Genomic DNA, 22186 nt, shown 5'->3' on the forward strand with positions numbered 1-22186 from the left:
AAATCTAATTATGATTTCCTCACTCATTCATTCTATGATCGTATGTCCTGATATGGACTATAGTTATCCCAGGATCACTTATGGAAAAGGTGTTTTTCTGTACGATGAACACGGAAAAAAGTATATGGATGCTTCCAGTGGATCTGCCGGCGTCACCAATCTGGGACATGATACGGGAGCAATAGCCGACGTCATGCATGCACAGGTCAGAAAGGCAGCAGTTTTGCCCACTCACGCTGTCAGCACGGAGGTGTTAGAATCATATCTGTCGAAGTTAGTTGCATTCGCAGGGCATGATTTTGTAAGAGCATGGACGGTTTCCAGTGGTACAGAGGCTGTAGAGAATGCTGTAAAGCTGGCCTACCAGTATCATGTACTAAACGGTGAGCCTGACAGGTACAAAGTATTGGCCAGGTGGAGCAGCTACCACGGTAACTCCGTTTTCATGCTGGATGTGGGCGGAATGAGGTTGAGAAGGGATACTTATGCCAGATGGATGAATAACTTCCCTCATCTTTCTCCGGCTTATAAGTACAGGAAGCCGGAAGGAATGACGGACGATGAGTATATATCAATGCTGATCAAGGAACTGGAAGATACAATATTGGAAAACGATCCAGCCACCATCGCGGCTTTCGTACTGGAACCCGTAGTGGCTGCTGCATTGGGCGCTGTGCCACCTCCGGATAGCCGGTACATCAAGGAGGTGAGAGCACTCTGTGACCGCTACGGCATTCTGCTGATAGCTGATGAAGTACTGACCGGTTTTGGTCGTCTGGGGGCCAATTTCGGTATGGATAAATGGAATACTGCGCCAGATATCATCGCTGCCGGAAAAGGGATCAGCGCCGGTTATTATCCTCTCTCTGCCATCATTGCGAACCGCAAGGTGGCGAGGCCTTTTGAAGAACAAAAAGTACCTTTTCTGGGCGGGCATACTTTTGCCTGCAGTCCATTAGGCGCTGCCATTGGTAGTTATGTCATTGACTATATGGAAAAAGAAAGAGTGGTGGAAAATGCTGCGGAAGCAGGCAGATACCTCAGTACGTTGCTCAAAAAAGAACTTCTGCCTTTTGACATTGTCGGAGATGTAAGGGGAGAAGGGCTGTTGCAAGGCATAGAACTGGTGAAAGATAAAACCACAAAGCAACCGTTTCCGCCGGAATTACTACTCAGCAAAAAAATAGGGCAGCGCTGCATACAAAAGGGAGTAATCCTTTATCCTGGTCGTGGCTCGGCAGGAAACAACACCGGTGATCATATTATGATCTGTCCTCCTTTAATATCTTCTCATGCCCATATGGAAGAATTGGTGGCTGTACTCGCTGAGAGCGTACAAGAGGAAATGGAAAGAGTGCTGGTAGCCCCCGGACTTTAATCTCAAAAATTTACACGTCTTAATTTATGGATAATATCAGTCTCTCTCTCAAAATTTCGGAGGAATATTGGAAAAAAAAGATTTCGGGTCCTGATGGTGCAAAGTTAGCTGCATTGTTGAAGGGAGTACCGGTTAATACGGATGTGCAGAAGGATGTGGTATTGAAGTTCCCGGCCGCTATGACACGGCGGATAGATGAGCTTTGTGATAGTTCTCCTTTGCTTGTTTACTCTTTTTATGCGACGGCCCTTGCTATTCTGGTTAACAGATATACAGGTGAAAATAATATACGTTGGAAAAGCAGTCCAATGAGTCCGGGAGGCTTTGATGAACCACTTATGACGACAGAAGGCACTTGTATTTTTGCAGTTCTTGTGGCTCCCGGAAAAAGCTTCAAGAGCCTTTTTGGCGTGGTGAAGGAGGAGGTGCTGAACGCCTCGGGGTACATTCCATGGGGCTCGCCTGCAGAAGATGCGGTTGTTGATATTATGCTCAATGTCAGCAATATTACGGCCGATACCCCGCAGGTTGCAGATAAGGGCAGTTTATTGTTTGATATCCGCTTGCATGATACAGATCCGGCAGTTCGGCTTTCATTCGGTGCCGGTGCTGATGGAGACATGTTATCTGCAGTTTTGCACAACTACATTTTTCTGCTGAGTCAGATTGTTGAAGATCCTTACAAGGAGGCGACGGCCTATGAAATAGTTAGTCATCAGGAGAGGTCCAGACTGTTGCTGGAGTTTAATGATCCGGTTTGTGCGTTCCGCACAGAAATGCTTTTTGTCGAAAAGTTTGAGGAGATAGTAAGCCGCTGCCCAGATGCGCCTGCCGTAGTTTGTAATGGAACAACGCATACTTATTCCGGGTTGAACCGGTTGGCGGAAAGATATGCGGTTTGGCTGCAAAGTCAGACAGGGTCTTCTTTATCCCGGAATATCGTAATGTTTACCCGGCGTAGTCCATACTGGATGGCTGCTGTAATTGGTATTTGGAAGGCTGGGTATGTTTATGTCCCGATTGACCCTGCTTATCCGGACGATCGTATAGCCTTACTGTTGCAACAGTCTGGTCCTGCCGTGATGCTCACGGAAATGGAATTATACGACAGGGGCGTAGCCGCAGGCGGGCCTGATATAAAGATACTTGACCTCCATGCCTGTCCGGATAATGAAGAGGTCTGTTTTTACGGCAGACAGCCACTTAAAACAGACCTATCTTATATCATCTACACATCTGGTTCTACCGGTACGCCGAAGGGTGTCATGATTGACCACTGGGGCATGATGAATCACCTGCAGGCTAAAGTGGCGGAAATGGGTATCGTGCCGGGGGACAGGGTAGCGCAGAATGCTTCCCAGGGTTTTGATATCTCAGTCTGGCAGGCATTTGCGGGCCTTATCAGTGGCGCTACTACCTATATCTGCCCGGAGGAAGTGGTGTATCACCCGGCAGCTTTCATTGAGTTTCTGGTAAAAGAGAAAATCAGCATTCTTGAGTTGGTGCCGACTTATTTAACGGAGATGCTGCAGACTATCCGAAACGACTTTAAGGGACTGCAGCTGCTGGAAGACCTCAAAATTCTCATTCTTAATGCGGAAACGCTACGGTTGCCGCTGGTGAATGAGTGGTTCAGGTTATTTCCCCAAATTCCATTGGTAAATACCTATGGCGCTACGGAAGTATCTGATGATATGGGGCATATTATTATGACTGCGCCGCCAGTCACAGGCATCGTTACGGTAATGAAAAATCCGATTGCGAATTTCAGGTTATATGTAGTGGATGACAATCTGAAACTCTTGCCCATCGGTGTTAAAGGTGAAATCCTGATTGCTGGGGAAGGAGTTGGCCCCGGGTACTATAACGATCCGGAAAAAACAGCCCATGCGTTTATTCGGGACCCGTTCCTGCTTGCCGGAAAGTGCTACAGGACCGGAGATCTGGGAAGAAGGCTGCCGAATGGTGAACTGGAATTTCTGGGAAGAAAAGACTTCCAGGTTAAAATAAGTGGTTTCCGGGTGGAGTTACATGAAATAGAGGTCTGCCTTGGTAACTTGCCTGGTGTGGAAGCCGCTGTGGTAAAGGAATGGGAGGACGAACAGGCGAGATTGTATCTGGCGGCGTATGTAATACTTCAGGACGGACAGACAGCTGATGATGTAAAAGCGATGCTGGCCACTGTGTTGCCCGATTATATGATCCCGGGTGTGTTTATTGTCCTCGACGCATTCCCGGTGACGCAGAACGGGAAGATTGATCGTCGCAGGCTACCGGAGCCTGAACAATTTAACCGTAATATACCGCATACAGAAGCTGAAAGTGCCCTGGAAGCAGCGTTGCTGGAAATCTGGAATGAAGTGTTGCCGCAGCCTGTAAGATCTGTTACTGCTAATTTCTTCGAGGCAGGAGGACATTCCCTGCTGGCAGGCAAGCTGATAGACAGAATTTCCACTAGGTTTAACCTGCAGGTGACTATCAGGTCAGTTTTTCTGCATCAGACAATCCGGGAATACACACAGTTTTTGAGTTTGTTGCCGTCCGGAAATACGGGAGAGAGAATGGAGATCAGGAAGATTTCGCGTGACCAGTTGATTCCGCTTTCTTTTGGTCAGCAGCGCATGTGGTATTTCGAACAGCTCTCTTCTGATATTCCGGTTCATAATCTCCTTGACGCCTTTTTGATAGAGGGCCCACTGGATATGTCGGTGTTGAACGATGCTCTATCTATCCTCGTTGACCGCCATGAACAGCTGCGGACCGTGTTCAGAAGCATTGACAAAAAAGAATGCCAGATCATCCGGGAATCACAGCCAGTGACGGTTTCGTTTCAGTCTGTTAAGCACGCCACTGATGTTGAGCGAAACAAATACATTGATGATTTTCTGCGAAACCAGTTTTATGAACGGTTCGATTTGAAAAACGGCCCGCTTTTGAGAGTGTCTGTGGTAGAAACAAACGAACTGAATTATATGCTGGTCATCGCGGCGCATCATATTATTGTCGACCTCTGGTCGATGTCTATCTTTATTCGCGAACTGTTGCAGATATATAGTGATCGTATTAGGAAAGTGCCTTCGAGCCTGCCAGAGATACCGGTAGGGTATGTGGATTATACGGTCTGGCAGCGGGAGTATCTGACTCCGGAAAGAACAATGCAACAGGTGGAGTACTGGCATACGCTGCTGAAAGATGCTCCTCCCCTGACTGACATTCCTACCGACTTCGTTCGGCCGCCCGTGAGTGACTATAAGGGAGATGTTGTACGGTTTAAACTGTCGCAGCAAGAAACAGCTGATATCCGACAAATGGCGGTGAATAGTGCTACAACGCCATTTAATATCCTGTTGGCTAATTTCTTTATCGTCCTGAATAAATTGTCGCAGCAGGAAGATCTTGTAGTGGGAACACCCTATGCTAACAGGAATTACAAATCACTCGAGAATGTCATTGGTTTTTTTGTCAATACCCTGATCTTCAGAATGAAGCTCTCGGAGGATATGACCTTTGAGGATATACTGGCCGACTTGAGCCGACAGTCTGTAACTGCTATGGAGAATGCAGACATACCCTTTGAAAAAATTATTGAGGGATTGAAGGTCCAAAGGAGTGAGAGTTACAATCCGCTGTTCCAGATTATGTTCAGTTATCAGCACAATCTTATCGACCCTGGTAAGGTGGATAGTCTGTCGGTAAGTCGTATTGACGTGCCGGACCCTAAATCCAAGTTTGATATGGAACTTGGTATTTTCGAGCATTCCGATACCATGGAAGGGTATTTGGAATACAGTGTTAGCCTATTTAAGCGGGAAACCATCCAACGTTTTGTTGACTATTTTATTGCGGTGATGAAAGCTTTGCTGCGCAATCCCCGAGCCAGGATTGGTGAACTGGAGTGCCTGACAGAACGTGACCGCCTATGCCTCCAACACGTTAATGAGACGGATGTTGTGCTGCCGGAGGTGGGGTCCATACCCTCGCTGTTTGATAAGGTTGCAGGAGAGCATGCAGACAGCATTGCGCTGATTTACGGGAATGAGCGGATCACTTACAGCGAATTGAGCAAAAGGGTGGATAACCTGGCTTGTCAGCTGATAGATATAGGTATTCAGCCAGGTGATTTTGTGGGGTTGGGCGCCGCGAGATCGGTCGCAATGGTGGTTGCCCAGTTGGCTGTATTGAAAGCTGGTGCAGCGTTCCTTCCATTGGATATGAGCTATCCGCGGGAGAGGATCGCTTTTATGATCGGTGATTCTGGTATTCGTGTACTGGTAGCGGAGGAGCAGTTTGTTTCCATGCTATCCGGCTATGGATGCGAGGTAATAGCTGTTAGTTTTGATCCCGACCATTCCTGCAGTCAGACGGCACATGCCCGGTTTCCAGAGAATACTCCGGCATTGTTTTACCTGATTTATACATCCGGCTCTACCGGAAACCCCAAGGGAGTGATGGGTACCCAGCGAGGCGCTATTAACCGGTTTTATTGGCAATGGAAACAATATCCCTATCAATTACATGAGGTGGGATGTCAAAAGGCGCCTGTCAGCTTCGGAGAATCTATTTCGGAGCTTTATGCACCATTGCTTGCAGGCCGTCCAGTTTTGATTCTGTCAGACAGCGAGGTTAAAGACCCTTATCTGATGGTCAGCACGTTAGCGACAAATAGGGTAACCCGTATTGTATTAATTCCCTCCGTAATAAAAATGTTGATAGAGACATTCCCTGATCTCAACCAAAGGTTACCAGACCTGAATTTTTGGATGAGCAGCGGAGAAGCACTGAGCAAGGACATTGTTTCTTTGTTCAGGCGTGCAATGCCCGGCAGGTTGCTTTTAAATCTGTATGGTTCTTCGGAAGTGTCGGCAGATGTTACCTACCATGAATGTACGGAAACAGAAGAAGACAGTGTACCAATTGGAAGGCCGGTCTATAACACGCAGCTATTTGTATTGGACCAGAAAAGGGTGCGGGTCCCGGTTGGCATTCCTGGTGAATTGTATGTGGGAGGCGTTAATGTGGCAGATGGCTACTATAAGAATCCACAGTTGACAGCGGAAAGATTTGTGCAGCTACCGTTCTGTAACGGACCTGCTTTTAAAACAGGAGACATGGTGAAACTGGACCCTGACGGTGTTATGCATTACCTCGGCAGGTGCGATGACCAGGTGAAAGTAAGAGGGGCACGGGTCTCGCCTGGAGAGATTGCCTCTGCCTTGCTAAAGCACCCCGGCGTGAGACAGATCTCCGTTCAGGCGTTGGTTGGTGATAACAACGAGGAGTATCTCTGTGCCTATGTGGTACCCAACAAAGGCCATAGCAGCAGCGCCAGTGAGTTAACATTGTTTTTGAAAGACCTCCTGCCGGGATACATGATTCCCCGATCGATCATACTGATTGAGCATTTACCGCTACTTCCCAATGGTAAGGTAGACAAGACGCAGTTACCTGTGCCTTTGCCGGAAACGGATGTTAATGGAGAAGGCGCTCCGCGGGATTACTATGAATTAGTGCTCGCCGGTATATGGGAGAGTCTGTTAAGTATTCCTTCAGTCAATATTCATACGGACTTTTTTGATGCGGGGGGGCATTCTCTACTCGCAACGAAGATGATGAATCTGGTATATAAAAAATTTGGCAGGCTGATACCATTGGCAGACCTATTCAGGGCCCCCACTATTAAAGGCATTGCAGCCATTTTGCGGGAGGAGCAGCGCGGGTCGGAGCAATGGGAGTCCATTGTGGCTATTCAGACAGAAGGATCTGAACCGCCCCTGTTTTTTGTCCCCGGTATCGGAGGAAACGTGTTGTATTTCTACCATTTGTCCCGATTGCTCGGGAATGAACAACCATTTTACGGATTGCAGGCGAAAGGTCTCGATGGGCAGCAGCTACCGCCAACTTCTGTAGAGGAAATCGCAGCAAATTATATCCGTGAGATCAGAAAAATACGGCCTGCCGGTCCATACCGGCTGGGAGGGCACTCGTTCGGTGGAAAGGTTGCTTTTGAGATGGCCCGCCAGCTTATTACCTGTGGTGAAGAGGTCGGGTACCTCGCTATCCTGGATATGACGGCGCCCGGCGCAGAAGAAGTCCCGGTGTCAACACAGGAATTTTCGCAGACCGTCTGGTTAGTAAATATCGCAGCGTCCCTTTCGCAGATGTATCAACGCGAAATCCGGCTCACACATGCCGATCTGGATAGCAAAACTGAGGAACAACAATTCCAGCTGTTTAAATCCGCGTTGGAAAAAGAAAAAGTGTTGCCGGAAAACAGTTCCATGCAGCAGATAAAAGGGATGGTAAATGTGTTGAAGACCAATGAGCAGATCCGCTATCATGTCCAGGGAACCCTTCCTGTCGATATCACAGTTTTCCGCGCCTCAGAGAGCCTTCCAGGCATGCCTGATATTGCCGCCGCCGATGCCACGCTCGGATGGGAAAAGTACACTACCGCACTCGTACGCACTCATCAGGTCCCCGGCAATCACCATTCCATGATGGTGCCTCCAAACATTGCCGTTGTCGCCGCAATCATATCCGACGAATTAAATCTCATCAGCACCAAAAATGTTTAGCAATGAAGGATAATTTAGTATATCTCAAGCCGAATGTTGTTATTGAACCATTGTTTGATAAATGGTATGCCTGGGCCCATTTAATATCACCGGCAACCGCCGCGATGAACTTGCAGAAAAGGCACCTTAAAATAATGGAGTCCTATATCGACGCGCCCGAACTGCACGAAGAAGCAGCCCGCAACCCGGCAATGCTTGGTGGGCCGTTCATGGATTACAGCGAAAACAGAGTGGCAGAAATTAGCGGGCTTCGTGACTTTATCCTTAGCGAACGTAAGGATCTGCTCGATTTTGCCGGGGCGGTACAACACCTGTTCGCTATTTTGAAAGATCATCCGTGCGGATATTCATTGGAGTCATTGTATAAAAAAGTACCTGATATACTGAAAGGATATGTGGAGCTGACCGTTGACCTCAATAATAATCCTTCTTTTCGCTTTTATGAACAAGTGCTTTACAAAAGCAAATACTATAAGGAGGAATGTCAATCAATAGCATTGTATCTGATAGATAAAGATGAGAGGCCTTTTGTGCTTAGTACACCAAGAATTGAAGGTGAGGGAGTGTTGCATCTGCCGCTGGCATTTAAAGACAAGCGGATAGACCAACTTTTTAAGATGCAGCGGATACCGGAGCGGTATGAAGCTATCCGTGAGCAATTTGAGCTGACCCCGGAAGAGGATATACTGTTCCGTAGCCTGTTTACGGAAGAACCAACAGTGCCATACAGGAAGTATACCGGAAGCGGCGTCAGAACAAGATATTTTGGGCATGCCTGTATTCTGACGGAAACCCGGGAGGTGAGCATACTCACAGATCCGGTTATAAGCTACGGGTATGATGCAGATGTAAAACGCTTCACCTATACAGACCTGCCTGACCAGATAGATATTGTGTTTATCACACATAACCATCAGGACCATATCCTGTTTGAAACGATGCTGCAACTAAGGCATAAGGCCAGGTATATTGTGGTGCCCCGCAATGGAAGCAGACAATTGCAGGACCCCAGCCTTAGCCTGATGTTCAGAGAGATCGGCTTTGAGAATGTAATAGAGCTGGATGAATTCGAAACGATTACCATCAATAACTGTCGTATTACAGGCGTGCCTTTTATCGGAGAACACTGCGATCTGGATATCAGGACCAAGCTGTGCTATCATGTGGAGACAGGAGCCAATACGTTCCTCTTTGCGGCGGACTGCTGCAATGTTGAACCCAAACTGTTTGAGCATGCCTATGCATTCTTAGGAGACATAGACATTATTTTCCTGGGTATGGAATGTGATGGGGCTCCGCTTTCCTGGCTGTATGGACCGTTGTTGCCAGAGCCTCTTTCCAGAGATAGAGATTTTTCCAGAAGGCTTACCGGCAGTAATTATGAACGAGCGATTGACCTGGTAAACAGGTTTCATCCGAAGGAGGTCTATATCTACGCTATGGGCATGGAGCCGTGGCTAAAGTATATTATGTCCCTTAACCATACGGCTGAATCATATCCGATAATAGAATCCAACAGGCTTATCCAGGAATGTCTGTCGAGAAACATTAATTCGGAGCGGCTTTTCGGAGAAAAAGAGATTGTGTACAAGTAATAAATGTTTGATATGGATTTTTATAAACGCAGAAATGCACTGCTCAGGATGCAGGAAATGCTAGAAGATCAGGCGTTGCAACGGGGACTGGTGGCTGCATACATGAGAGATACAGGATATACCTATCGCAATATCCGGGACAGGGAGATTACGATCCCTTTAAATATGCTTAAATACTGGGAATCGGCAGCGGTGGAGTCCTTATTGTTCCAGGCTGATCCTGTGGAAGCGGACGGAAATAAAATAGCCATTGTATTGCCCTCCAACGGGATTAATATATTAATTGTAAAAACGGTGGCTTCTGCTTTCATGTCTGGTAGGGAGGTGGTATTGAAACTGCCCAGGAAGTTGCAACATGCGATGCCATATTACCAAAAGATTGTAAAAGAGTGTATGCCTGGTGTAGAGATGATCTCACAGAACCTTTCTGCAGAAGATTTCCTGGGCAGGTGTATTCGTTCAGAAGACATCAGAACGGTAATAGTGTATGGCGATGATAAATGGATATGGTCATACCGCAACAATTTCCGGCGTTATCGGAAGGAGTTGTTTTTTGAAGGGCCAGGCAAAGACCCGCAGGTGGTGTTTAGGGATGCGGACGTTGCGCTGGCTGCAAGGGACGCGGTCAGGGGGGGGCTGGTGAACGGAGGACATTCCTGCTCTGCGCTGGAGCGGTTTTATGTACATCAGGATGTTCATGATGAGTTTGTAGCGCTTCTGGTGAAGGAACTGTCAGGCATAGTGATCGGGGCGCCAGAGGAAACTGCTACAGATCTGAGCCCCATTCTCTCTCCAGCGGTTCTCCGGCGACTGCGGCACCAGATACAGAACGCCACCGAGCAGGGTGCGAAGCTCATTGTCGGGGGGAATACAGTAGAAGTGGGAGCCGGGGGCAACCTGGCCCTTGTACCTGCCTTGTTGGTCAATTGCCACAATCAGATGGATGCGGTTCAGCAGGAGAGCTTCGGACCGATTTTTCCGGTTATTCCGTTCGTTGAAGAAGATGCATTGATAACAATGGCAGACCAGTCGGATTACGGTCTTAACGCCAGTATTTATGGGACTTGTTCCAGAAAAACGTACGATTATTTTTATTCAACACATCGTAACCTGTTTGTTAATGCTACTATTAGCAGCCCGTCCAGCGCTGCCAACAGGATGGTAGACGGAGGATTTAAAAACTCCGGTTTCGTGTGGGAGTGGAAGAACGATAAATTTTTGCAACGGGAGGGACGCAGGATATTATTAAATGAACTCTTAAATATTGATTATGATAGCGCACATAAATGATATTGTAAAGCAGAATGCTGACTATACGTTTTTTCCATGGGCTGCCCAGCAGGCAGTGCGGCCATTGCATATCAAGTCTTCGAAGGGTGTTTTTTTGACAGATACAAATGGTAAAAAGTATCTCGATTTTTCTTCGCAATACCTGAATGTAAATATAGGACATTCCGACGAGCGGGTACTGGCGGCAATAGAGCGGCAGATGAGGTCCTTTAGTTATATCAGCCCGTCATGCGCAACTGATATCCGTGGTGAACTGGGATATCGGCTGGCCTCCATTCTGCCTGGCGATCTCAATAAAACCCTGTTTACACTCGGGGGATCTGATGCCAATGATGTCGCTATCCAGATTGCCAGGAAGTATACAGGGCGAAGTAGGATCATGACTTTCCGGAGGTCGTATCACGGAGCTACCCTGTTGTCTCTGTCTGTAAGCGGAGATCCCAGAAGAAATATTATCAGCGGCCAGTTGCTGGATTTGAATGTGCAGGTGGAGAATCCCTATTTCTATCGATGTCCTTGGGGCAGCACAACGGAGCAGGAATGCGCAGATTTCTGTATAGCGGCGATGGAGAGCGCCCTGTTGGAGAATGATCCGGCCACGTTTGCGGCCATTCTGGTCGAAGGTGAATCCGGTTCTTCCGGTTGTATTAAATACCCGCCTTTTTTTCTGAAGCAAGTCCGGCAATTGTGCAACCGGTACAATGTGCTGTTGATCGCAGATGAAGTTCTTAGCGGATTCGGACGCACCGGTAAAATGTTTGCTGTTGGCCATCACGGAATCTGCCCGGATATTCTCACCATGGCTAAAGGGCTGACGGCTGGGTATGTTCCCTTAGGAGGAGTGGCAGTGAGTGACAGTATCGCAGCGACATTTGATTATGCCCCCAGCCCTGGCGGAATTACCTGTTCTGCACATCCTTTGGGATGCGCGGCAGCATTGGCTGTGCTGGATATCTATAAAAAGGACCAGTTAGTTGCTGCTGCTGCTGCAATGGGCGAATATATGCGTGTTGAACTGGACAGCCTTGCAGATAAGCATCCGAGCATTGGCGATATCCGGCTCAACGGGCTTTTAGGTTGTATAGAACTGGTGAAAAACAGGCAGTCCAGAGCTCCCATGGCTACGCCTCATTCTTCTCCCAAGGAAATGGAAGCGATGAATCGTGTGGCAGCGGCATTGCTGGACGAAGGGCTGTTTACCATCGTCAGGTGGAATTATTTGTTTATCTCCCCGCCGCTTTGTATCACCCGGGAACAGATAGATACCGCGTTGGGAATAATCTCCAGGGCGCTTGAAATAGCAGACAAATATTGCTCATAACTTCACAAAGCCTATTGTCATATGAAAAATCTGTTTGATGTAGGGGAAGTACCTCCCCTGGGGCATGTGCCTGCCTATATGCATGCTTTTGTAATTCATGCTGACGGACACGGGAACCCGTGTACGGCATTTAAACAAGAAGTAGTGCCTACGCCTGAAATCGGGCCGGAGGAAATACTGATAATGGTGATGACTGCGGGTGTCAATTTTAACGGTATCTGGGCGGCATTGGGCAAGCCGGCTTCGCCCTCGTTATTCCACGGGCAGCACACTCATATTGCCGGCAGCGATGCCGCAGGAATCATCTGGAAAATAGGAGATGCATTGCTGGCCAATCCCAACTTTCAGTTTAAAGTTGGAGACGAGGTGATCGCCCACTGTGGACAGTACTGTTCGAGATGCAATCATTGTAACGGAGGGAATCCCATGTTGTGCAAGAACCAACGGATATGGGGGTATGAGACGACGTACGGCTCTTTTGCACAGTTTGCCAAAGTATTACCGACACAGTTGCTTCATAAGCCCCCGCACCTGAGTTGGGAAGTGGCAGGTTCCTATTTGCTTACCACTGCCACCGCCTGGCAGATGTTATATGGATTCAGCCCTAATACAGCAGGGCCGGGAAAAAATGTGCTTGTATACGGCGGCGCCGGCGGAACAGGTTCTGCTGTCATTCAACTGACCAGCCTTTCGGGAGGAAACTGTATCGCCGTGGTATCTGACGATAGTCGTGGCAAGTGGTGCATGAGCCTCGGCGCCAAAGGGTATATCAACAGGCGTATGTTCAAATGTTGGGGCAGGCTACCTGAAATAAACACTCCTGAATACAAGTATTATCTGAAAGAAGTGCGTGCGTTCGGCAAAGCTATCTGGGAGATACTGGGAGAAGGGGTAAACCCCGACATTGTTGTGGACTTTATAGGAGAGCAAACCTTCCCTGTAAGCGCCTACGTGGTGGAAAAAGGCGGTATGGTGGTTACCTGCGGAGCATCGTCCGGATTTATGCTAAATATAGATGCTTCCTATTTATGGATGCGGCAGAAACGGCTACAAGGGTCGCATTTCTGTTCATTAAGTGAAATAGTGAAGTTACAGCATTTGATTATGGACGGAAAGCTGACTCCGGCAGTATCCCGGATATACAAATGGAGTGATTTGCCGGCTGCACACGAAGAAATGTTGAAAGGAGGTGATCACCTGGGGAATCTTGCTATACAGGTACAGGTGAATTCTTAGCGTTAAATTAATTGCAGAACATGCTGAATAAAATATTCATAGAACAGCTGATGCGGAAGAAAGATAGCATCATTCAGCGGAATGATTCCTGGTTAAGCATTTTGGATATCAGGTTCTCGTTGTGTGTCAGTGAAAATGGTACTCTTATAGGATTAAGGTCCGTTGGCGACGCTCCGGAGGCTCTGTTATGCAGGTTTAATTTCCTGCTAGCATCCCTTGATAATCTCCAGCTGCGTATTCAGGAACAACAACATGGTGATCCACGTTATTCCGGATCATGGCTATGGTATTATCTTAATGACCTGAGAAGGGAGGTGATAGAAACCATCCTGGAGTACATGTTGCGTATCGAATGTAACCCCGGCCTGCCGGAATTCTGCGGAAGTATTGAAAGTATGGCAGAGCAAATCTACCGGCTGAAACTTCAGGCAGGCGCTTTTATTTAATCATCTTATTTGTTTGTTTGTTATGCAGTACCAGGCTTATAGTATTAATAATTTCCGGAAAATACCGGAAGTAAACAGGTATCTCAGTAAAGCGCAGGTAGGAGGGATAGAACTGGTAGGAAATATATTCCCTTTTAAAGTCAACAACTACATAATCGAAGAGTTGATTAACTGGGATAATGTTCCTGATGATCCTGTCTTCAGGTTGGTATTCCCGCAGGAGGAAATGCTGCGGCCTTACCACTACCAACAGCTGAGGCACGCCATCGGAACAGGGCTGGAGGCATATCTCCGGTATACGGTAAGAGATATCCGGTTGCAGCTAAATCCCCATCCGGCCGGCCAGATGGATATGAATGTACCATATTTTGGAGACGCCTGTCTGGACGGCACCCAGCATAAGTATGACCAGACCGTTCTGTTGTTCCCTGCTCAGGGACAAAGCTGTCATGCTTATTGTTCCTTTTGCTTCCGGTGGCCTCAATTCGTAGGGGCCAAAGATATGAAGTTCTCTGCCCATGGCACACAAGATGTCTTACAGTATCTGAAACATAATAAGCAGGTTACAGACGTTTTAATTACCGGCGGCGATCCCATGGTGATGCGGTCCCATATTCTACGGGCCTATATTGAACCTTTGCTGGGAGAAGGACTTGAGCATATCACCACCATCAGGATTGGTACCAAGTCTCTTAGTTTTTGGCCATACAGATATGTTAGTGACCCCGACGCAGATGACCTGATTCGTTTGTTTGATGATATTCAGCGTGCCGGTAAACACCTTTCCTTCATGGCGCATTTTAACCACCCGGCAGAAATGAAGACGGCGGTTGTGCGTACCGCTATACAACGAATAAGGTCTACAGGAGCGGTAATCCGTACACAAGCCCCTTTGATGCGGACAATTAACGATGAGCCAAAGATATGGGCAGACTTATGGAAGAAACAAGTGAATGAAGGTTGTGTTCCTTATTACATGTTTGTTGCCAGAGATACGGGGGCCCAACACCATTTTGGCATACCATTGACCTCGGCATGGAGCATATATCAAAAGGCCGTTCAACGCGTGAGCGGAATTGCGAGGACGGTACGAGGTCCATCCATGTCTGCGGGACCTGGCAAAATATTAGTCAATGGTTTCCTTGAACTGGAAGACCAAAATGCCATCGTGCTGAGTTTCCTTCAGGGAAGGAACCCGGATTGGGTAAACAGGCCTTTCCTGGCAGCATATGATGAGGAGGCCATCTGGATAGATGACCTTCGGCCTTTACCTGGCCGTGATGAGTGGTTTTGGTCGAAGGAATATAATGAGATGTGCGTCTCCTCCCGGTACGCTGTGGAACGTTAAAAAACATTACCATGTTCAGATTATCCGGAAAAAATAAAGTTAAAGTTGTCTTCTATATCATTTCTCTGGCGATGGCTAACGGAGCAGTGAGTGTTGGGTTGTTGGTATTCATTGATCATGCTGTAAGAGGTGCAGGCGCACAGAAAGATAGCTACCACTGGGGTCTTTTTATGTTACTGATCCTGTTGTCTGTACTGATCAGTACAGCGGCGCAACGCATTGTGATCCGACTTACGAATAACCTGCTTTTCGAATATGAAATGGAAATTCTCAATAAGTTCAGAAAGGCGGGGTATCTACAATATCTTGAAACGGGTACTGAGCGGGTATATGCCGCCATTGAAGATACCCGTTTGATGGGATTCATTCCAACCGTGTTTACCAATACACTGAATGCCGGCATTTCAATCGCCTGCTGCATCGGCTATTTTTTTCTGCTTTCCTCCAGAGGGGCTGTTGTAATACTGGTGGTGATGTTCGTATTGCTTTTGTTTTACTTTCTGCAAAACAAAAACACCACCAGGCATACCGAAATGGCAAGAGAGATGAACGAGCGATATTTTATGGTCCTTAAAGATCTGTTGTATGGGTTCAGAGAGATAAAGATGAATGTAAACAGAAATGAAAATTTATATAATGTATTATACAACAACAGGGCAGGCGTACGCGATATTTCATCAAAAAACGGATTGCGCTATCTGGCCAATGAACTCATCGGAAGGTATAGCTGGTATATTGTCATCGGACTGGTGATTTTTTGGTATCCAGTTGTGTTTGAATTTGATCAAAAAACAGTAGCTGTATTTGTTTCAACAGCCCTGATGATGGTTGGTCCTGTTAATTCCGTTGTAACGATGATACCCTATTTTACCAATGCCAAAGTTGCACAGCGCAGGCTGAATTATTTTGACGCATCGGTCGCAGAACGCTTTGTTCCCGAAGAATTATCCGTACAACAACGGTATAAACAGGAAGCCTTCGAAACACTGGAAATCGAAAATGTAAAATTCCACTATTCAGGCGGTAATGATAGCGGGTTTTCGCTGGGACCGCTTAATCTCCGGATATCCAGGGGTGATATCGTATTTGTAACCGGCGGCAACGGAAGCGGGAAGAGTACACTGATCAATTTGCTTACCGGCTTATTTATGCCTGATGAGGGGGCCGTGAAGGTGAATGGGAGGAAATTGGAAAGGGAAGACCTGATGGCATACAGGCACTTGTTTTCTACGGTATTCATCGATCCGCATTTGTTCCATGTGCATCTGGAAGATTTTGATTTTCATGATACGACGTTTCAGGAATGGCTCCATGTAATGAAGATAAATAAAACGCTTCGGGTTGACTATGAGAATAATAAGATTAACACGGGTCTTTCCAAAGGACAACAAAAGCGCCTGGCGCTCATATTTGCCCTAATGGAGAAGCGGCAGATATTGGTACTAGATGAATGGGCTGCAGAACAGGATCCGGCTTTCAGGCATTTTTTTTATACAACGCTGCTGCCATTGCTGAAAGAACGCGGTATCACGCAGATTGTAGTGACGCACGATGATCACTATTTTTCAGTGGCAGATCATGTCGTGAAACTGAATTATGGAATGATAGAAACCAGTACTGCTGATAACACCGCAGGGATACCCTTCAAAAATAACTTCTGATGTCAAACAAAATTTTTCCACTCACGTCCTCCCAGCAGGATATTTTTTATGAGCAGTGTATGTTCCAGCATTTACCCGTCTATAACATAGGTGGTGTAATTGACATGCCCGGCGTAATTGACGTTGTGGCCTTCCGGGATGCATGTCACCTGCTGATTTCTTCCAATGAAAGCATGCGTTGTGGGTTGGTGATACAGAATGATATCCCCATGATGGAACTGGCAGAGGAATTCTCTTTACCTTTTAGTTATTACAACTATGCTGATAGTCCGGAGCAGGTGGATACCTTTATCAAGGACGACTTTTCGCAGCCTTTCGATCTGATGACTGACCGGCTGTTGTGTAAGTTCGTATTGTTCCGCTTGGCAGAGGATAAATATAAATGTTACTTTAAATGTCATCATATTGTGGCGGACGGATGGGCTACCGGTCTTTTATTTAAGCAACTGACAGTATGCTACAAAAACATACTGGCTGGGACCAATGCAGTTGTGTACAAGGGTAGCAGCCTGGATTCGTATGTCCGGGAAGATCAGGCGTACATAGGGAGTGATTTGTATGAGACGGATGCCACCTACTGGCGCAAAAAGTTTTCGGATTATGTTGAGGATGAACCGTTGTTCCAGGTCCGTGGGAGTTTGGATACTGCAGTGAACAGGGTCACACTGTCACAGCGTTGTGGCTCCGGTCTTTCCGTCCTTTGTAAAAAATATGATGTGTCGCCACTTCATATTGTACTGGCTGCAGTATACATCACTTTGTTCAAAATTACCGACCGAAATGAGATGGTGATCGGCGTACCGGTTCTTAACCGTTCCGGGAGCAAATCCAGGAATACCACTGCTTTATTCATGAAAGTGACACCGTTGTTGATGAAGATCACTGGTGAACAGACTATATGTGACCTGGTGTTGGCGATTAAAGATGGGCTCCGGCAGGATTTTAGACATGCAAAATATCCGGTGAGCAAGATGCTCACGAACATGGCCGGTGGGTTGAATGAACCATATTTGTTTGATGTGCTGGTTTCCTATGAAAAACATGCGTTTGGTTACAGCTTCGGTGACTTTGAGACTTCTGTATCTCCATTGATACAGACGTCGGCCAGAGCTGCATTGTCGTTGTTTGTGCATAAAGTAGACGGGGAGCAGTTGGTGTTTGATGTTGCTTCTAATATTGAATTGTTCGGAAACAATGATACGATCGCCGGATATCTGGAAAAATGCCTTGAAAATATCATTTTTTCAGAAGATCCTGTTGTAAAATCAGTAGACATAATGGACCTGCATGTGAAAAACCGGTTGTTGTACAACTGGGGGAGCGGGCAGGTAGTAGGTTTGGGAAATGCGGTATTGCCGGATCTGTTTCAGAAACAGGTGGATGCCACGCCAGAGGCTCTAGCTCTCCTGTCGACCAATCTGAGCCTGAAATACAATGAGGTGGACCGTTTAAGCAATGCTGTCGCCAATCTGCTGAGAAGCCAATACCAGCTTAAGCCAGGCAGCCTGGTGGCAGTGTCTTTGAACAGGTCCATCTACTTCACTGTGACCATAATGGCAATATGGAAAGCTGGTTGCGCATACCTGCCTCTTGATCCGTCAGTGCCGGAGGACCGTAATACCTATATTCTTGGAGACAGCGGTGCTGAAATGCTGATTACTGACGATATAGGCGGACGAGTTGCCGGTTATTTTCACATGCCGGTGGTTTCCATACAGCAGCTGACAGAACAGGCGGACGACGGAGGGGCTCCCAATATCACTGTTGATCAGGCAATGCTTGCTTATGTAATATACACCTCTGGTTCTACCGGGCTGCCTAAGGGCGTAGAAATATCGCACAGAGCGTTGGTAAATTTTATGCGTAGCATGCTTTTGTGTCCCGGTTTGTCTGGAGGCTCTATGTTGCTCTCTATTACCACCTATTCCTTTGATATTTCTATTCTTGAACTTTTTTGGCCATTGCTATGCGGAGGCTGTGTTTTTATGGCAGATTCCGATACAGTAAAGGATCCTGAGCTGATAGTGTCCCTGATGGAAGCTGTGAAACCTGATATTATGCAGGCTACGCCCACGATGTGGAAAATGATCCTGGAAGCTGGCTGGAAGGGCGATTCCCGCTTGATGTTGTTGTGCGGGGGGGAAAAGCTGGAGCATTCGCTTGGAAAAGAGCTATTGGCAAAATGTCGCAGTCTGTGGAATATGTATGGTCCGACAGAAACAACTATCTGGTCGACACTGCGTCATATTGACGATGAGAATATTATCAGCAATATAGGAAGGCCGTTTGCCAACACGCAGGTATATGTCTTAAACGAAAACCGGCAATTGTTACCGCCGGGATTTACTGGTGAGATATTCATAGCTGGAGAAGGACTGGCGATAGGGTACAGGAGCCGGCCCGAACTCACGGTAGATCGGTTTGTACCTGATCCGTTCGTTCCTTCAAAGCTGATGTATGCGACGGGAGATTTAGGGAAATGGTCACCAGATGGCGAACTCGGTATTATCGGACGCAGAGACGGGCAGATAAAGATCCGCGGTTTTCGCATTGAGACCGGTGAGATAGAATACTGGCTTAACCGGCTGCCGTTTGTTTCGATGGCCGTGGTAGTGCCGGAAAGCGGTGATAACGGCGATGTCAAGCTAGTGGCCTGCTACACTATAAAACAGGATTTCTCCGGTCCCATCGGTACAAACGATATAATCAGGTTCCTGGTGGAGAGGCTGCCGGGGTATATGGTTCCGGAACGTTTCGTTTGCCTGCAGGCTTTCCCTCTGACACCGAACGGGAAAATCGACAGGAAAGCCCTGAAAGGTGCTGTGCCTGACCTGAAGACATCCGATATTTCATCCCATTTAGGAGAATCATCTCGCTATGGGAAAATGATCAGATTGTGGAAAGCGTTTTTTCAAACCGAAGCTGTCGGAGAAAACAGCGACTTTTTCAGGCTGGGAGGAAATTCATTGCGTGCTATCCAGCTGGTTTCCGCTATCAGGAAGGAATATGGCCTTACATGTAGTTTTGCAGCGATTTTCCGGTGTCGTTCCCTTGCGGCGATTACAGATGAGGTGCTTGCCGGCAATGTGGCGTTGCCGCAAACGATTCCGGTTGCTCCATTGCTGCCATATTATCCGCTTACCTATATGCAAATGGGTATCTGGTTAAGGGCCCAAAAAGGAGATGGCAGTTTTGCCTATCATATGTCAGCCCTGGTGAAAGTAAAAGGGAAGATGGATATTCCCCGTTTTGTCGAGGCGCTGAAAATCATGAAACGAAGACATATAGCACTCAGGACGCAGTTTGGCATTGACGGTGATAAGCCGGTGCAATATTTTCAGCCTGCTGATAATGATAACCTGTCATTTAATTATTTTGACGCGGTGGCGGAACCCGAAAAGTCGGCGGCAATTGTACAGGCAACCACGGAGACTGCTCTGGACTTGCAGTCGTCTCCACCCTGGAGGGTTTCCATTGTAAGGGCCGCTGAAGAGGAATATGTGGTGATTGCATGTTTTCATCATATCATCATTGACGGGTATTCGGTTAATCTGTTCGTCAGGGAGCTGGGGGATGTATACAACCAGCTGATGGAGGGCGCAGTGTCTTATCCGGACAAGGCAACCATCACGTTTAGGGATTATGTTAGCTGGCGGGCTTTACTGCCCATTTCAGAAAGCCCGGTGTTGCCTGGCCTGATTCTAAAATATGATAAACCGGTAATATCTTCATTAGCCCCGCTGGCGCAAATAAGCTTAAAGCTGGATGCAGATCATTTTGGAAAATACCGGCAGCTGATAACGGAGGCGGGAGTGACGCCCTATGTAATGGTATTAGCCTTATCGGCAATAGTATGCAGCAGCACCAGTGGAGAGACAATGTTTTCTCTGGGAGGGCCCGGATGGGGACGCAGTGGACTGGGGCTCGAGCATGAAGTGGGTATTTTCATTGAGATGTTAGAGATTCCTTTTAATCTCAATCGCGAAACATCTTTTATCACCTGGCTGCGCGAACAACAGGACCTGATGATCAGGTACGCGGACAGTAATACGTTTAGATTGAGGCCACAGGTGACGGATATAGTAGTGTCTCACGAACTTTCGTCAGATATGACGATAGCATCAGACTGGCTGAACGGAGCAGTGTCTGAATTTATACCGCTACCTGTTAAGGTTGCTAAGTTCGCACTGAGTCTTAATTACGTGGAGACTGATAATACGCTGACGGTTAATGCCGATTTTAACAGCCAGTTATTTGAAAACGAGACCATCTGGACCCTTTTGAGTAAGTTTCCTGTTTTACTTGACCTTCTCCACCAACACCCTGATACCAGCATTGATCAGCTTGGGAAGAGGTTGCACCGGTTTATATTGTCAAAGCGACCGAGAAGAAAAATAAATTTTGTACCTGATAACAAACGAACGTTATGAAAATAATACAGAGCTTCTGGACAAAACCTTTCCTGCGGTCAGGGGATTTACTGACGGATGCCCGGCTGAACGGTGGGTGGCCGCATCGCCGGTTCAATTACTACAGTATAGCATTGAGTTATCATCACCTCCGAAAATTTTATGACGAAGTAGAGCTGGTTACTGACAGCATTGGATATGAGTTGCTTATTGAAAAACTGCGGTTGGCTTACAACAAGGTAAGTGTTGAATTGGACCATTTGGATGATTATGAGCCCGGGTTGTGGGCATTAGGAAAGATTTATGCGTACCGGATGCAGGAAAGCCCTTTTCTGCATGTTGATAATGATATCTTTATTAATCGCCCCTTTGGCTCTGTTGTTAGTGAGGCAGCATTGGTGGCCCAAAATAAGCAGGCCAGTACTCCGCACTATTCTACCACCTTTCGTGATATATGCAAGAGATTTCCCTATGTGCCTGGTTACCTGAAGAAAATTGAAGAGTTGCCCTTCGTTCCCTGCGTGAACGCCGGTATTTTAGGAGGAAGCAATATTGCCTTTTTTCGTCAATACACTGAAGAAGTGTTTGAATTCATCAATAGGAACCATGACTTTATCAGTGGACATATGGATCAATTCAACAGTGCTTTTGTGAATGTAGTGTTCGAGCAGGTTTTGTTTTACTCGTTGTCCAGGGAGGCGGGGGTGGATATTGACTATTTGTTCCCGGATCATAATGATAATCCGCCATCCATTGGTTATTTGCACGAGATGGATTGTCATCAGGGGTATGCCCACGCCCTGGGTGATTATAAAAAGCTGCGAATGGTGTATAAAATGGTGGAGCATGAACTTAGCACCGGGTATCCGGAGTCGTTCAGCAGAATTAATGACTTATTATCTGTTCTGGAATTATAATGTAATTCAA

11 protein-coding genes are annotated in these 22186 nt (G+C 47.0%); all 11 read left to right on the top strand.

Translation table 11 applies throughout. The features are described from left to right. The first annotated feature begins 10 nt into the window (after positions 1-10). From HGH92_RS29550 to HGH92_RS29600, 11 genes are read left to right on the top strand one after another with little or no spacing between them, the layout of a single operon-like run. A complete protein-coding gene (locus HGH92_RS29550; RefSeq protein WP_168874457.1) occupies positions 11-1378 on the top strand; it encodes an aspartate aminotransferase family protein in 1368 nt (455 codons plus the stop codon). Between the two features lie 26 nt (positions 1379-1404). Beyond that, the gene (locus tag HGH92_RS29555) at positions 1405-7953 is read left to right on the top strand and encodes an amino acid adenylation domain-containing protein (protein WP_168874458.1); all 6549 of its coding nucleotides are present in this window, start codon (positions 1405-1407) and stop codon (positions 7951-7953) included. Between the two features lie 2 nt (positions 7954-7955). Further along, positions 7956-9548, top strand: coding sequence for an MBL fold metallo-hydrolase (locus HGH92_RS29560; RefSeq protein WP_168874459.1), 1593 nt, complete (start codon positions 7956-7958; stop codon positions 9546-9548). 12 nt (positions 9549-9560) lie between these two features. Continuing rightward, positions 9561-10838 (top strand): aldehyde dehydrogenase family protein, encoded by a 1278-nt coding sequence (locus HGH92_RS29565; protein ID WP_168874460.1) that lies wholly within the window; start codon positions 9561-9563, stop codon positions 10836-10838. After that, positions 10819-12159 (top strand): aspartate aminotransferase family protein, encoded by a 1341-nt coding sequence (locus HGH92_RS29570; protein ID WP_168874461.1) that lies wholly within the window; start codon positions 10819-10821, stop codon positions 12157-12159. Before HGH92_RS29565 ends, HGH92_RS29570 begins: the two co-directional genes overlap by 20 nt. A gap of 21 nt (positions 12160-12180) precedes the next feature. Continuing rightward, on the top strand, positions 12181-13395 hold the full coding sequence (ccrA, locus tag HGH92_RS29575) for a crotonyl-CoA carboxylase/reductase (protein ID WP_168874462.1): 1215 nt from the start codon (positions 12181-12183) through the stop codon (positions 13393-13395). A 20-nt stretch (positions 13396-13415) separates the two neighbouring features. Beyond that, complete coding sequence (locus HGH92_RS29580; RefSeq protein WP_168874463.1) at positions 13416-13841, top strand: hypothetical protein; 426 nt, start codon at positions 13416-13418, stop codon at positions 13839-13841. Positions 13842-13863: 22 nt separating this feature from the next. Beyond that, on the top strand, positions 13864-15189 hold the full coding sequence (locus HGH92_RS29585) for a KamA family radical SAM protein (RefSeq protein ID WP_168874464.1): 1326 nt from the start codon (positions 13864-13866) through the stop codon (positions 15187-15189). A gap of 11 nt (positions 15190-15200) precedes the next feature. Beyond that, the gene (locus HGH92_RS29590) at positions 15201-16850 is read left to right on the top strand and encodes a cyclic peptide export ABC transporter (RefSeq protein WP_168874465.1); all 1650 of its coding nucleotides are present in this window, start codon (positions 15201-15203) and stop codon (positions 16848-16850) included. Continuing rightward, positions 16850-21280 (top strand): non-ribosomal peptide synthetase, encoded by a 4431-nt coding sequence (locus tag HGH92_RS29595; protein WP_168874466.1) that lies wholly within the window; start codon positions 16850-16852, stop codon positions 21278-21280. Before HGH92_RS29590 ends, HGH92_RS29595 begins: the two co-directional genes overlap by 1 nt. After that, on the top strand, positions 21277-22176 hold the full coding sequence (locus HGH92_RS29600; RefSeq protein ID WP_168874467.1) for a DUF6734 family protein: 900 nt from the start codon (positions 21277-21279) through the stop codon (positions 22174-22176). The genes HGH92_RS29595 and HGH92_RS29600 overlap by 4 nt, the downstream gene beginning before the upstream one ends. Positions 22177-22186: the final 10 nt, after the last annotated feature.

This window comes from Chitinophaga varians (genome assembly GCF_012641275.1).
GTDB lineage: Bacteria > Bacteroidota > Bacteroidia > Chitinophagales > Chitinophagaceae > Chitinophaga > Chitinophaga varians_A.